Below are 14,597 nucleotides of genomic sequence, written 5' to 3'. Positions count from 1 at the left end.
GGCCGCGCCTAATTACTCGAACCAGTGGGCTCGGGCGGCCATGATCAACTTGCCGGCACGATCATCGTCAATGCCGTCGATGTCGAGCAGATCGTCAATAGACTGCTCGGCCAGGTCTTCGCGGGTAATTACGCCGCGCACCGCCAGTTCCATCGCCAAATCCTTGTCCATGCCCTCAAGCGAGAGCAGGTCTTCGGCCGGATGGGCGTCTGCCAGCTTTTCCTCAGTAGCGATGGCTTTGGTCAACAAACGATCCTTGGCCCGAGCGCGAAGCTCGTTGACGATTTCCTCGTCAAAGCCGTCGATGTTGAGCATTTCCTCCACCGGTACGTAGGCAATCTCTTCCAGGCTGGTAAAACCTTCGTCCACCAGCACCTGCGCCAGTTCTTCATCGACTTCGAGCTCTTCGATGAAGTTGCGCAGGATGTCGCCGGTTTCCGCTTGTTGCTTAGCCTGGATGTCCGATTCGGTCATCACGTTCAGGGTCCAGCCAGTCAACTGGCTGGCCAGACGCACGTTCTGACCACCACGACCGATAGCCTGAGCGAGATTGTCTGCGCCAACGGCGATGTCCATGGCATGGGCATCTTCGTCGACGATAATTGCCGCCACTTCAGCAGGCGACATGGCGTTGATCACGAACTGAGCCGGGTTGTCGTCCCACAGGACGATGTCCACGCGCTCGCCGCCCAACTCGCCGGATACGGCCTGGACACGCGAACCACGCATGCCGATGCAAGCACCTTGCGGGTCGATGCGCTTGTCCTTGGAGCGGACCGCGATCTTGGCACGCGATCCCGGATCACGGGAGGCGGCCATGACTTCGATCAGGCCTTCAGCAATTTCCGGCACTTCGATGCGGAACAACTCGATCAGCATTTCCGGCGCGGTACGCGACAGGATCAGCTGTGGGCCGCGGTTCTCGGTGCGGATTTCCTTGAGCAGCGCACGCAAACGCACGCCAACCCGGAAAGTTTCGCGAGAAATGATGTCTTCGCGAGCCAGCAACGCTTCAGCGTTGTTGCCCAGGTCGACGATCACGTTGTCGCGGGTCACTTTTTTCACGGTGCCGGAGATGATTTCCCCCAGGCGCTCGCGATAAGCGTCGACGACTTGCGCGCGCTCGGCTTCGCGAACTTTCTGCACAATAACCTGCTTGGCAGTCTGTGCAGCGATGCGACCGAACTCGATGGATTCGATTTTTTCTTCGACGACATCACCGACCTTGGCGCCCGGGTGCGTTTCTGCAACCTTGCTCGGCCAGGTTTCGATAGCCGGATCGTCCAGGTCGGCTTCCTCGACTACCGTCCAGCGACGGAAAGTCTCGTAGGCACCCGTGTGGCGATTGATTTCCACACGCAAATCAACTTCGTCTTCAAACCGCTTCTTGGTAGCAGTGGCCAGGGCCAGCTCCAGCGCTTCAAAAATAACGTTAGCCGGTACGCCCTTTTCATTGGATACCGACTCAACAACCAGCAGTACTTCTTTGCTCATCGTACGCCTCGCCTTTCGCAAGCCATTGGATCCGCGGGATCCGCAGTATCTGGCACGTATCAGTCAAAACTGGGAATAATGTTGGCCTTGTCGATCATATCGATCGGCAACAGGAACTCATGGTCATCTACCTGCACCACGACGTCCTGTTCTTCTACACCGCGCAGAAGGCCTTGGAAGTTGCGTCGACCTTCGAAAGGCGAGCGCAGCTTGATCTTCACTTGTTCACCGGCAAACAAAGCGAACTGTTCAAGAGTGAACAGGGGGCGCTCCATGCCAGGCGAGGAAACTTCAAGGGTGTATTCGGAGGTGATTGGATCTTCAACATCCAGTACACCGCTGATCTGACGGCTGACGATGGCGCAATCATCCACCAACACGCCGCCTTCCTTATCGATATAAACGCGCAACAGTGAGTGGCGACCTTGAGCCGAAAACTCAATACCCCAGCATTCATAGCCAAGGGCCACGACCACCGGGGCCAACAAGGCCTGCAACTGTTCTAGCTTGCTCGACACCTGAACCCCCTCGTGCATGTTTGTGCATGCTGTGCAAATAAAAAAAAATGGGCGAATCGCCCATCCCTGAAACGCCGTCGAATAGCGGCGTTATAAAGTGTCCAGCTAACAAAAAGCCCCTTGGAAGGGGCCCCTGAAACTGGTTGCGGGAGCCGGATTTGAACCGACGACCTTCGGGTTATGAGCCCGACGAGCTACCAGACTGCTCCATCCCGCGACAAAGCTGGGGCGGAAGTATACGACCGATCCCTTACAGGGTCAATGTAACCCTTCCACCTACAAGAAAGCCCGCAATCGCGGGCTCTCCTGATAATTGGTACCGAGAAGGGGACTCGAACCCCTACACCCTATGGGCACAACCACCTCAAGGTTGCGTGTCTACCAATTCCACCACCTCGGCAATACAGCGTTTGAAACCTTCTTACTTCTGCTCTTGAGCTGGAGGCACGTCAGTCGCCGGGTTGGCCGACTTTTGCTCTTGAAGCACCGGGACATCATCAGAAGCCGGTTGTTGCTTTGGCGCCTCCAGGACTGCTGGGTTTGGCAAACCTACTTGAGTCAGCTCGTGAGCTTTCTCTTTAGCAAAGTAACCTAACCCCAAGCTGGTCATGAAGAAACCGGCGGCAAGTATAGCAGTAAACTTACTAAGAAAGGTAGAGGAACCTTGGCTTCCGAACACAGTATTTGAAGCACCTGCACCGAAAGACGCACCAGCATCCGCACCTTTACCCTGCTGCAGCAATACGAGAGCAACTACACCCAGTGCACCCAGCAGATGAAAAACGACTACGACTGTTTCCAGCATTTTTTCAGTTTCCCGCGGCGCGACAGATCGCACCGAACTCATCTGCATTCAGGGACGCTCCACCAATGAGCCCCCCATCGATATCCGGCATGCCGAACAGTTCGACCGCATTGGCCGCCTTCACGCTGCCGCCGTATAGAAGCCGCACACCTCGTGCCACTTCAGAATTCTCTGCCGCCAACTGCGCGCGGATGGCTGCGTGCACATCCTGCGCCTGTTGCGGCGAAGCAGTCAGCCCGGTACCAATGGCCCAGACTGGCTCGTAAGCAATAATTGCCTTTGCAAAAGCACCAACACCCAGCTCTTCGATGATGCTGCCCAGCTGACGCTCGACAACTTCAAGGGTCTTGCCGGCTTCACGCTGCGCAAGGGTTTCCCCTATGCACAACACCGGAGTCAGACCACAGGCCTGGGCCGCAGCAAATTTGCGGATCAAGGTCTTGTCCTGCTCGCCCATGATCTGGCGACGCTCGGAATGTCCGACCAGGACCAGGGAACAACCTGCATCCACCAATTGACTCGGTGCAATCTCACCGGTCAACGCACCTTGCATGGACTCCACCGCAGAGTTCTGCGCGCCGACCGAAATCGACTTACCTTTCAAGCCATCAATCACTTGATTGATATACAAGCAAGGCGGGAATACCGCGACATCAACACCGCTTGGCAAGGCCAGATGACGAAGGCCATTGATCAGCTCAGCGACGCTGGCGCGGGTACCGTGCATCTTCCAGTTACCAGCTACCATAGGGCGACGCATGCTGTACCTCGTCGGTCAAAGTGGGCGCAGATGTTACCCAACCGATCCATGACTGGCAAGCCGAATTCAGGCAGAAACTTCAGTAACCAGTTTTGCCAGCTCTTCGGCATAACCGCGAACTTGCGCTTCATCCTCGCCTTCGACCATGACACGCACCAAAGGCTCTGTGCCGGACTTGCGCAACAATACACGTCCACGCCCCGCCATCGCCTGTGTCACACGCTCACTGGCCTGCTTGACCTTGGCATCCTCGAGAGGATTCACACCGCCCCCGAAACGCACGTTGATCAACACTTGCGGGCATTTGCGCAATGCCTGGCGCGACTGTGCGAGCCCTTCGTTACGCGCCTTGAGCGCCATCAGCACTTGCAAGGCCGCAATGATCGCATCACCCGTGGTGGTATGGTCGAAGCATACGATGTGGCCGGAGTTCTCACCGCCGATCACCCAGTTGCGCTCCAGCAGCTCCGAGATCACGTAGCGGTCACCCACATTGGCCCGCACGAACGGGATATCCAGGTCTGCCAGGGCCAGCTCCAGCCCGAGGTTGCTCATCAACGTGCCGACTACGCCGCCCTGCAGCTTGCCGCGCCCATGCAGGTCACGAGCAATAATGAACAGCAGCTCGTCACCATCGACGACCGTACCGGTGTGATCAACCATCAAGACCCGATCACCGTCGCCGTCGAAGGCGATCCCGAGATCAGCCTGCTCAGCCAGCACCGCAGCCTGCAACGCCTCGGTATGGGTGGAGCCACAGTTGTGGTTGATGTTCAGGCCATTAGGCTGGGCGGAAAGCACCACCACCTCGGCCCCCAGCTCGCGAAAGACGCTCGGCGCGACTTTATAGGTTGCTCCGTGGGCGCAATCGACGACGACTTTCAGGCCGGAAAAACTGGTACCTGTGGGCACACTGCCCTTGCAGAATTCGATGTAGCGACCCGACGCATCGTTGATCCGCGACACTTTGCCGATCTTGCTCGACTCAACCACAGTCATCGGCGTGTCCAGCAGCTCTTCGATCATCAGCTCGATATCGTCCGGCAGCTTGGTACCCTGGCCGGAGAAGAACTTGATGCCGTTGTCGTCATGAGGGTTGTGCGAGGCACTGATCACGATGCCTGCCTGGGCCTGGAACGTACGCGTCAGGTAGGCAATGGCCGGCGTCGGCATCGGGCCCAGCAGCATCACATCGGCGCCCGCCGATGTCAGGCCAGCCTCGAGTGCCGATTCGAACATGTAGCCGGAAATTCGCGTGTCCTTGCCGACCAGCACCTTGCAGGCGCCCATCTTGCGGAACGCCATGCCGGCCGCCCAGCCGAGCTTGAGCATGAAATCAGGGGTAATAGGGTATTCGCCGACCCGACCACGAATACCGTCGGTGCCAAAGTATTTCTTGCTCATAAGTGCTCCGTCATTCTTATTCGGCTGAATCCACAGCTGCGATCATCCGCACGACATCCATCGTTTCGGCTACATCGTGCACACGCAATATGCGCGCGCCTTTGGTAAGGGCCAAGGCCGCAAGGGCGAGACCACCATACAGGCGCTCTCCCACCGGTCGGCCCAAGGCATTGCCTATCATGCTCTTTCGCGAAACCCCAACCAACAGGGGCCGCCCCAGGGCATGCAAGGCTTCCATATGTTTGAACAGGCTCAGGTTGTGAGCCAGCGTCTTGGCAAAGCCAAAGCCGGGATCAAGAACGATCCGCTCGGCGGGAATGCCCACGGCAGCACACTGGTCCAGACGCTCCACCAGGAATTCACCCACCTCCCTGGTTACATCATCATAGTGCGGGTCATTCTGCATGGTCCCCGGTTCGCCGAGCATATGCATCAGGCACACCGGCAACCCGGTGGCCGCCGCAGCGTCCAGGGCGCCGTCGCGCCGCAGGGACCGAACATCATTGATCAGGCCTGCCCCCAGTCGCGCAGTCTCGCGCATGACCGCAGGCGTGGACGTATCGACCGAGATAATGACATCAAGTTCGCGATGGATGCGCTCGACAATCGGCGCTACCCGCTCCAGCTCTTCGGTAGGCGAGACTGCCCGCGCGCCCGGCCGGGTCGATTCGCCGCCTACATCGATCAGCGTTGCACCGGCAGCCACCATGGCTTCGGCATGCCGCAGCGCAGCATCGAGCTGGCTGAATCGACCGCCATCGGAAAAGGAATCAGGCGTGACATTGAGAATGCCCATGACATGCGCATGGGCCAAATCAAGAACCCGGTTGCCGCAAGGCAACCGGGTCGAGGACTGAACAGAAGTCATTTCAAGCCTTAGACATCAGCGGCCGGACCGCCAATCGGTGTTTCCGGACGCTCACCCTGTACCGCCGGAGGCGTACCGGAGGTGCCGGTACCACCCGACCAGTCACGAGGCTCGCGAGGTTCGCGACCCGCCATGATGTCGTCGATTTGCTCGGCGTCGATGGTTTCGTACTTCATCAAGGCATCGGCCATGGCATCGAGCTTGTCACGGTTGTCCGTAAGAATCTGCCGGGCAGTGCCGTAGCACTGGTCGATGATACTGCGCACTTCGGAATCGATCAGCTTGGCTGTCTCGCCGGAGAAGCTTGCATGCTGGCCACCGCCACCACGACCAAGGAACACCTCTCCCTCTTCTTCGGCATACATCAGCGGCCCCAACTTCTCGGACAGGCCCCACTTGGTGACCATATTCCGAGCGATCTGACTGGCGCGCATGATGTCGTTGGACGCGCCGGTGGTCACACCGTCGAAGCCCAGGGTCATTTCCTCAGCGATACGGCCGCCATACAACGAACAGATCTGGCTGATCAATGCACGCTTGGACAGGCTGTAGCGATCCTCTTCCGGCAGGAACATGGTCACGCCCAAGGCACGACCTCGCGGGATGATCGAGACCTTGTAGACCGGATCATGCTCGGGCACGACACGACCGACGATCGCGTGACCCGCCTCGTGATACGCGGTGTTCTGCTTTTCTTTCTCCGACATGACCATGGACTTGCGCTCCGCGCCCATCATGATCTTGTCCTTGGCCAGCTCGAACTCCTTCATCTCCACGACACGCTTGCCGGTACGAGCGGCGAACAACGACGCTTCGTTGACCAGGTTCGCCAGGTCTGCACCGGAAAAGCCCGGCGTACCACGCGCGATGACTGCCGGAGCGACGTCATCACCCATTGGCACCTTGCGCATATGGACCTTGAGGATCTGCTCGCGACCGCGAATGTCCGGCAGCCCCACCACGACCTGGCGGTCGAAACGTCCCGGACGCAACAGCGCAGGGTCGAGTACGTCAGGACGGTTGGTGGCGGCAATCACAATGATGCCGTCGTTCATTTCGAAGCCGTCCATCTCGACCAGCAACTGGTTGAGGGTCTGCTCGCGCTCGTCGTGCCCGCCACCCATGCCGGCGCCACGGTGGCGACCGACGGCGTCGATCTCATCGATGAAGATGATGCATGGCGCGTGTTTCTTGGCCTGTTCGAACATGTCGCGGACACGACTGGCGCCCACGCCGACGAACATTTCGACGAAGTCGGAACCGGAAATCGTGAAGAACGGCACCTTGGCCTCACCGGCAATCGCCTTGGCCAGCAAGGTTTTACCGGTACCTGGCGGGCCAACCATCAGCACACCGCGTGGAATACGACCGCCCAGGCGCTGGAATTTGCCCGGATCACGCAGGAACTCGACCAGTTCGCCCACTTCTTCCTTGGCTTCGTCGCAGCCCGCGACGTCGGCCAGGGTGGTTTTCACCTGATCTTCGGAAAGCAGTCGAGCCTTGCTCTTGCCAAAGCTCATCGGCCCGCCCTTGCCTCCCCCGCCACCCTGCATCTGGCGCATGAAGAACATGAACACGGCGATGATCACCAGGATCGGGAAGCTGGCGACCAGGAGCTGGGTCCAGATGCTTTGCTGCTCAGGCTGCTTGCCTTCGACCACGACGTGGTTGTCCACCAGGTCGCCGATCAGGCCATTGTCCTGGATTGCCGGACGAATGGTCTTGAAGCTGTCGCCATCGGTGCGCTTGCCGGTAATCACATAGCCATCAACGGCTACACGCTCGACCTTGCCATCCTTGACCTGCTGGATGAAGTCGGAATAGTTGAGGGTCTGCGGCTCGTTAGGGCTGGAGAAGTTGTTCATCACGGTCACAAGGACAGCGGCGATGATCAACCACAGGATCAGATTCTTTGCCATATCGTTCAATTAACTACCCTCTGAAGCAAGCTCCGCTACTGGCGCGCGCTTCGCATGATATTCACCGGCCTAACTTACTACATTACCTACGACTCTGGCAGGCGCCGTCTGTAACCCTTTGTGAAACACTTTCTACACAATATTCGCTAATGCTCACGGGACGAAATACGAAAAACCTATCGCCCCGGTCGAAAAACCTCTTATTCCTCACTGCGACCACGGAAACCACGGCCCAGCAGGTACTGCTCACGGGAGCGATCACGCGATGATTTCGGCTTGCGCGTCGTGACCTTCTCGAACTGCTTGCGCACGCTCTTGTGGTATTCGTCGAAGCCTTCACCCTGGAAGACCTTGATCAAAAAATCACCACCTGGCTTCAATACCCGAGTCGCAAGATCCAGTGCCAACTCGCACAGGAACATTGATCGCGGCATATCAACAGATGCCAATCCACTCATATTGGGGGCCATATCGGAAATCACAAGGTCCACCTCGTTTTTTCCAACCGCTTCAAGGATCTGCGCCAGTACGGCGTCCTCGGTGAAGTCACCCTGAATGAAGGTCACATCCGGGATGCTGTCCATTTCCAGGATATCGGAAGCGATCAGTGTGCCTTGTCCACCAATCAGACGACTGGTCACTTGGGACCAGCCACCCGGGGCGGCGCCCAAGTCGATCACGCTCATGCCTGGACGGATCAAACGGTCTCTTTCTTGAATCTCCAGCAGCTTGTAGCTGGCACGGGAACGATACCCGTCTTTTTGCGCCATTTTCACGAATGGATCGTTGAAATGCTCTCTGAGCCAGTTCTGGCTAGTCTTGGAACGGGCCACGGGCCACCTCTAAAAATAAAACGGGTCGTGATTAAGTGGGCGGTCCCGGACTTGCTCGGGTAAACTGGCCGCCGCTTTTTACAAGATCAGACGCAGGGGTCAGATTATGCCGCTCACTCAAGAGCAGAAGAAACAATACAAATCCATTGGCCACCATCTGAAACCAGTTTTGACTGTGGCTGACAACGGTTTGACTGAAGGTGTACTCGCCGAACTGGAACGCGCCTTGGGCGATCACGAGCTGATCAAGATCAAGCTCAACATCCTCGACCGCGAAGCCCGCCTGGCTGCCGTTGCTGAACTGTGCAAGACCGGCAAGGCCGACCTGGTGCAGGTCATCGGCAAGATGGCGCTGATTTATCGCAAGAATTTCAGCGTCAACAAGCAACTGTCGAACGTTCACCGCTTCAAGTGATGTCAAAGGGTCAAGGGTGTGCCTCGCGCACCCTGCCGCCCCATCCGGGAACCGGCTGCAACACCAGCACCAACCCGGAAAAACCCAGCACCAGGTAACTGAATACCTGCCATTGGCTCGCATCCGGCCAGCCGAGACGCACTGCAAAGAACATCCCGCACGCGTACAACGACATGAGCAACAATTGCCCACGAATGTCGCGCCATAGACTGGCAAGGCCCTCGGCCTGAACCAGCACCAAGACCTGAAATATCACGCACGCTGCGGAAAAACCTACCAGCAGCGCCGTCAGCATGCCTGCGATTTCATCGATGAGCAGCGGTGCCAAGCCGACTCGACCCAGCACCGGCAGCAAACCGATGTGCAACAACCAGACGCCGCCCACCCACAACATCTGGGTGAGCTGCCAGATCATGGCGCCTGCTCGCAGCGGGCGCCTTCGTTCAGATGTGACGGACTTCGACAATCTCATACTCGATGACACCGCCAGGTGTCTTCACCGCCACCACATCACCCTCTTCCTTGGCAATCAAGGCGCGAGCGATGGGCGAACCAACGGAAATCTTGCCGAGCTTGATGTCTGCCTCGTCCTCACCAACGATCTGGTAAGTGACGCTTTCATCGGTCTCGACGTTGGCGATTTCCACGGTAGTGCCAAAGATCACCTTGCCGGTGTGCGGGATCGTCGTGACGTCGATGATCACCGCATTCTGCATACGGCCTTCGATATCACGGACACGCGCCTCGACCATCCCCTGCTCCTCTCGGGCAGCGTGGTATTCGGCGTTTTCCTTGAGATCGCCCAGCTCGCGCGCTTCACCAATAGCCTGGCTCAAGCGCGGGCGCTCGACCTTGGTCAGGAAAGCGTGTTCTTCTTCCAGGGCCTTCGCGCCCTGAACCGTCATCGGGTACTTGGTTATGCTCATGCCTTCAATCCTGCATGTAGATCCTGCAAGCGACGCACGGTCTTCTCGGGACCGAACTTGAGCGCTTCGCAGATCGCTTCGCCCGCAGCAATGGTCGTGGTGCAGTAGATCTTGTGCTGCAGCGCATTGCGACGAATGGAGTAGGAATCGGCAATCGACTGGCGACCTTCGGTGGTGTTGATGATCAGTGTGACTTCGTCATTCTTGATCATGTCGACCACGTGCGGACGCCCCTCGGTCACCTTGTTCACGCGGCGCACTTTCAGGCCTGCCGCCTCGATCAGTCTGGCAGTGCCGGCAGTGGCGACCACTTCGAAGCCCAAGTTGATCAGATCACGGGCTACGCCTGCAACCAGTGGCTTGTCGTCATCACGCACGCTGATGAACGCCGTACCGCCTGTCGGCAATACTTCGCTGGCGCCCATCTGGGCCTTGGCGAAGGCCTCGCCGAAGGTATCGCCCACGCCCATCACTTCACCGGTGGATTTCATTTCCGGGCCGAGGATCGGGTCCACGCCTGGGAACTTGGCGAACGGGAACACCGCCTCTTTCACACTGTAGAAGTTCGGAATGATTTCCTTGGTGAAATTCAGCTCTTTCAGGGTTTTGCCAGCCATGACCCGTGCCGCGATCATCGCCAGGGAAACACCGATGCACTTGGAGACGAACGGCACGGTCCGGGAAGCGCGCGGGTTGACTTCGATGACGTAGATGTCCTCGCCCTGCAAGGCCAGCTGCACGTTCATCAGGCCGACAACGCCCAGTTCCAGGGCCATTTTCTTGACCTGCTCGCGCATCTCGTCCTGGATATGCGCCGGCAGCGAATAAGGCGGCAGCGAACAGGCGGAGTCACCGGAGTGAACACCTGCTTGCTCGATGTGCTGCATGATCGCACCGATCACCACATCCTTGCCGTCGCTGACCGCGTCCACGTCCATTTCGATGGCGCAGTTGAGGAAGTGGTCCAGCAGCACCGGGCTGTCGTTGGACACCTGGACCGCTTCGCGCAGGTAACGCTTGAGTTCGTCCTCCTGGTAGACGATTTCCATCGCACGGCCGCCCAGTACATAGGACGGACGCACCACCAGCGGGTAGCCGATCTTGGCCGCGGCACGAATCGCTTCGTCCTCGCTGCGCACGGTGGCGTTTGGCGGCTGACGCAGGTTCAGGCGCTCGACCATCTGCTGGAAACGCTCGCGGTCTTCGGCGCGGTCGATCGCATCCGGGCTGGTACCGATGATCGGCACGCCGGCGGCTTCAAGGGCGCGCGCCAGCTTCAGCGGGGTCTGACCGCCGTACTGGACGATCACGCCTTTGGGCTTCTCGACGCGAACGATTTCCAGCACGTCTTCCAGGGTCACGGGTTCGAAGTACAGGCGATCGGAGGTGTCGTAATCGGTGGAGACGGTTTCCGGGTTGCAGTTGACCATGATGGTCTCGTAACCGTCGTCGCGCAGGGCCAGCGCCGCGTGTACGCAGCAGTAGTCGAACTCGATGCCCTGGCCGATCCGGTTAGGACCGCCACCCAGGATCATGATCTTGTCGCGGGTCGATGGCGCCGCTTCGCACTCTTCTTCGTACGTGGAGTACAGATAGGCGGTGTCGGTGGCGAACTCGGCCGCGCAGGTGTCGACGCGCTTGTAGACCGGGAACACTTCCAGCTTGTGGCGATGAGCGCGCAGGCTCTTCTCGGTCACACCCAGCAGCTTGGCCAGGCGCATGTCGGAGAAGCCTTTGCGCTTGAGGCGGAACATCGTGTCGCGATCGATGCTGGACATGCCCAGGGTCTTGACCTTCTCTTCTTCCTTGATCAGATCTTCGATCTGCACCAGGAACCAAGGGTCGATCATGTTCATGCCGAAGATCTGCTCGACGGTCATGCCGGCACGGAAGGCATCGGCCACGTACCAGATACGCTCGGCGCCCGGCACGGTCAGCTCGCGCTTGAGCACGCTCATGCTTTCCGGATCATTCAGGTCCAGCTTCGGATCGAGGCCGCAAACGCCCACTTCCAGGCCGCGAAGGGCTTTCTGCAGGGATTCCTGGAAAGTCCGGCCGATGGCCATGACTTCACCAACCGACTTCATCTGAGTAGTCAGGCGGGCATCGGCCTTGGCGAATTTCTCGAAGGCGAAGCGTGGCAGCTTGGTAACGACGTAGTCGATGGACGGCTCGAAGGACGCCGGGGTCTTGCCGCCGGTGATGTCGTTCGACAACTCGTCCAGGGTGTAGCCCACGGCCAGCTTGGCAGCGACCTTGGCAATCGGGAAACCGGTGGCCTTGGAAGCCAGGGCCGACGAACGGGATACCCGCGGGTTCATCTCGATGACCACCATGCGACCGGTGTTCGGGCAGATGCCGAACTGGACGTTGGAGCCGCCGGTTTCCACGCCGATCTCGCGCAATACCGCCAGGGAGGCGTTACGCAGGATCTGGTATTCCTTGTCGGTCAGGGTCTGGGCCGGCGCGACAGTGATCGAATCACCGGTGTGCACGCCCATCGGGTCGAAGTTCTCGATGGAGCAGACGATGATGCAGTTGTCCTTTTTGTCGCGGACAACTTCCATTTCGTATTCTTTCCAGCCGATCAGGGATTCGTCGATCAGCAGTTCCTTGGTCGGCGACAAGTCGAGACCACGGGCACAGATTTCTTCGAACTCTTCACGGTTGTAGGCGATACCACCACCGGTGCCGCCCATGGTGAAGGACGGACGGATGATGCACGGGAAGCCAAGGCGTTCCAGGACAGCGTTGGCCTCTTCCATGCTGTGGGCGATGCCCGAGCGCGGGCAGTCCAGGCCGATGGATTTCATCGCCTTGTCGAAGCGCGAACGGTCTTCGGCCTTGTCGATGGTATCGGCGTTGGCGCCGATCATTTCCACACCGAACTTCTCCAGGACGCCTTCGCGCTCCAGGTCCAGGGCGCAGTTCAGCGCGGTCTGGCCACCCATGGTCGGCAGCAGTGCGTCCGGGCGCTCTTTCTCGATGATCTTGGCAACGGTCTGCCACTTGATCGGCTCGATGTAGGTGGCGTCGGCCATGGCCGGGTCGGTCATGATGGTGGCCGGGTTGGAGTTCACCAGGATGACGCGGTAGCCCTCTTCGCGCAGGGCTTTACAGGCCTGGGCGCCGGAGTAGTCGAATTCGCAGGCCTGGCCGATCACGATCGGGCCAGCGCCGAGAATCAGGATGCTTTTTATGTCTGTACGTTTTGGCATGGGTTTGTCACTCAAATCCGCAGGTCAGTCGGCTAGGCCGTCGAACAATCTTTGAAGCGCCCGAGGGGGCCGCCGCACTCGGGGCCGCCCTCGGGCTTCACGCGGTCAGCGTCGCTTGGCCATCTCATTGATGAAGCGATCGAACAGCGGCGCCACATCGTTCGGGCCCGGGCTGGCTTCAGGGTGGCCCTGGAAGCTGAACGCGCTCTTGTCGGTACGCTCGATGCCTTGCAGCGTGCCGTCGAACAGCGACTTATGGATCGCACGCACGTTGGCTGGCAGAGTCGCTTCATCTACCGCAAAACCGTGGTTCTGGCTGGTGATCATCACCACGCCCGTGTCCAGGTCCTGCACCGGGTGGTTGGCACCATGGTGGCCATGGCCCATCTTCAAGGTCTTGGCGCCCGAGGCGAGGGCCAGCAATTGATGACCGAGGCAGATGCCGAATACCGGGATCTCGGTTTCCAGCACGTCCTTGATCGCCTGGATCGCGTAGTCGCAAGGCTCGGGGTCACCAGGGCCGTTGGACAGGAACACGCCGTCGGGCTTGAGGGCCAGGACGTCGGCGGCCGGGGTTTGGGCTGGCACCACGGTGACGCGGCAACCGCGCTCGACCAACATGCGCAGGATGTTCAGCTTGACGCCATAGTCGTAAGCAACCACGTGGTATGGCAGCTCGGAAGCCTCGATCGTCGCGTGACTGTCGGTCTTCAGGTCCCAGACCGTGGAGCGCCATTCGTATTGTTTCTTGGTGCTGACGACTTTCGCCAGGTCCATGCCCTTGAGACCCGGGAAACCCTGGGCAGCGGCAATGGCGGCTTCTTCGGAAATGTTGTCGCCGGTCATGATGCAGCCGTTCTGCGCGCCTTTTTCCCGAAGGATGCGGGTCAGGCGACGAGTGTCGATACCAGCGATCGCCACAACGTTGTTGGCTTTCAGGTAATCGGACAGGGACATCGTGTTACGCCAGTTGCTCGCTACCAGCGGCAAGTCACGGATGACCAGGCCGGCGGACCAGACACGATCAGACTCGGCATCTTCCGGCGTGGTGCCGGTGTTGCCGATGTGCGGGTAAGTCAGGGTAACGATTTGCTGGGCGTAGGAAGGATCGGTAAGAATTTCCTGATAGCCGGTCATTGCGGTGTTAAACACCACCTCACCAACGGTCTGGCCGTCGGCTCCAATGGCTTCGCCGCGAAAAATGCTGCCATCAGCAAGGGCGAGTATGGCTGGCTTAGTCAAGAAGACCTCCCGTAAATAAAGCCTGAAAGGGCGATCGCAGGTTGTAAAAAAGCGGAGTGACGTATGGACACGTCACCCCGCTTCTTCACTGAATTATTCTGCGCGCTTTTAGTGGACACACTAAAGCTGTAGCTTACAGAAAAAGGCTTTTTTGGTCCACCGCTAATGAGCCTTAAAGGCAGGGGAATGCGACAG

At 58.9% G+C, this 14,597-nt stretch carries 13 protein-coding genes and 2 tRNA genes; 1 reads left to right on the top strand and 14 read right to left on the bottom strand.

Annotation, left to right across the window (positions count from 1 at the left end; all coding sequences use genetic code 11):
* Window positions 1-12: 12 nt before the first annotated feature.
* The 10 genes from nusA to rlmE all read right to left on the bottom strand — a co-directional run bounded on the left by nusA (window position 13) and on the right by rlmE (window position 8,601).
* Entirely contained in the window at window positions 13-1,494 is a 1,482-nt protein-coding gene (nusA, locus tag PSH86_RS04315) for a transcription termination factor NusA (protein ID WP_003177868.1), read from the bottom strand.
* Between the two features lie 59 nt (window positions 1,495-1,553).
* Window positions 1,554-2,012, bottom strand: a complete 459-nt coding sequence (gene rimP, locus PSH86_RS04310) for a ribosome maturation factor RimP (protein ID WP_053118762.1) — start codon at window positions 2,010-2,012, stop codon at window positions 1,554-1,556.
* A gap of 140 nt (window positions 2,013-2,152) precedes the next feature.
* A tRNA-Met gene (locus PSH86_RS04305) sits at window positions 2,153-2,229 on the bottom strand.
* Window positions 2,230-2,326: 97 nt separating this feature from the next.
* Window positions 2,327-2,412, bottom strand: a tRNA-Leu gene (locus tag PSH86_RS04300).
* Window positions 2,413-2,433: 21 nt separating this feature from the next.
* On the bottom strand, window positions 2,434-2,817 hold the full coding sequence (gene secG, locus PSH86_RS04295) for a preprotein translocase subunit SecG (RefSeq protein WP_003197714.1): 384 nt from the start codon (window positions 2,815-2,817) through the stop codon (window positions 2,434-2,436).
* A 4-nt stretch (window positions 2,818-2,821) separates the two neighbouring features.
* Window positions 2,822-3,577 carry a triose-phosphate isomerase gene (gene tpiA / locus PSH86_RS04290; RefSeq protein ID WP_116834153.1) on the bottom strand — a complete coding sequence of 252 codons (756 nt, stop codon included), beginning with the start codon at window positions 3,575-3,577 and terminating at the stop codon, window positions 2,822-2,824.
* Window positions 3,578-3,643: 66 nt separating this feature from the next.
* Window positions 3,644-4,981, bottom strand: coding sequence for a phosphoglucosamine mutase (gene glmM, locus PSH86_RS04285; protein ID WP_109753486.1), 1,338 nt, complete (start codon window positions 4,979-4,981; stop codon window positions 3,644-3,646).
* A gap of 16 nt (window positions 4,982-4,997) precedes the next feature.
* Entirely contained in the window at window positions 4,998-5,849 is an 852-nt protein-coding gene (gene folP, locus PSH86_RS04280) for a dihydropteroate synthase (RefSeq protein WP_109753485.1), read from the bottom strand.
* Between the two features lie 8 nt (window positions 5,850-5,857).
* Complete coding sequence (ftsH, locus tag PSH86_RS04275) at window positions 5,858-7,768, bottom strand: ATP-dependent zinc metalloprotease FtsH (protein WP_109753484.1); 1,911 nt, start codon at window positions 7,766-7,768, stop codon at window positions 5,858-5,860.
* Window positions 7,769-7,968: 200 nt separating this feature from the next.
* Window positions 7,969-8,601, bottom strand: a complete 633-nt coding sequence (gene rlmE, locus PSH86_RS04270; protein ID WP_109753483.1) for a 23S rRNA (uridine(2552)-2'-O)-methyltransferase RlmE — start codon at window positions 8,599-8,601, stop codon at window positions 7,969-7,971.
* A gap of 106 nt (window positions 8,602-8,707) precedes the next feature.
* On the opposite strand from rlmE, the gene PSH86_RS04265 reads away from it, so the two are divergent.
* A complete protein-coding gene (locus PSH86_RS04265) occupies window positions 8,708-9,016 on the top strand; it encodes a YhbY family RNA-binding protein (protein ID WP_003177852.1) in 309 nt (102 codons plus the stop codon).
* A gap of 10 nt (window positions 9,017-9,026) precedes the next feature.
* Here PSH86_RS04265 and PSH86_RS04260 read toward each other — a convergent pair whose 3' ends face one another.
* The 4 genes from PSH86_RS04260 to carA form a co-directional block, all read right to left on the bottom strand.
* Window positions 9,027-9,431, bottom strand: a complete 405-nt coding sequence (locus PSH86_RS04260) for an MFS transporter (RefSeq protein ID WP_109753482.1) — start codon at window positions 9,429-9,431, stop codon at window positions 9,027-9,029.
* A gap of 28 nt (window positions 9,432-9,459) precedes the next feature.
* Window positions 9,460-9,936 carry a transcription elongation factor GreA gene (greA, locus tag PSH86_RS04255; protein ID WP_030139783.1) on the bottom strand — a complete coding sequence of 159 codons (477 nt, stop codon included), beginning with the start codon at window positions 9,934-9,936 and terminating at the stop codon, window positions 9,460-9,462.
* A gap of 2 nt (window positions 9,937-9,938) precedes the next feature.
* A complete protein-coding gene (gene carB / locus PSH86_RS04250) occupies window positions 9,939-13,160 on the bottom strand; it encodes a carbamoyl-phosphate synthase large subunit (RefSeq protein ID WP_109753481.1) in 3,222 nt (1,073 codons plus the stop codon).
* Between the two features lie 105 nt (window positions 13,161-13,265).
* Window positions 13,266-14,402 (bottom strand): glutamine-hydrolyzing carbamoyl-phosphate synthase small subunit, encoded by a 1,137-nt coding sequence (gene carA, locus PSH86_RS04245; RefSeq protein WP_305488101.1) that lies wholly within the window; start codon window positions 14,400-14,402, stop codon window positions 13,266-13,268.
* Between the last annotated feature and the right edge of the window lie 195 nt (window positions 14,403-14,597).

Origin of the sequence: Pseudomonas sp. FP2300 (assembly GCF_030687595.1) — a bacterium.
Taxonomy (GTDB): Bacteria; Pseudomonadota; Gammaproteobacteria; order Pseudomonadales; family Pseudomonadaceae; genus Aquipseudomonas; species Aquipseudomonas bijieensis.
Note: the sequence above shows the minus strand (reverse complement) of the source record. Positions and strands in the feature narration are given on the sequence as shown.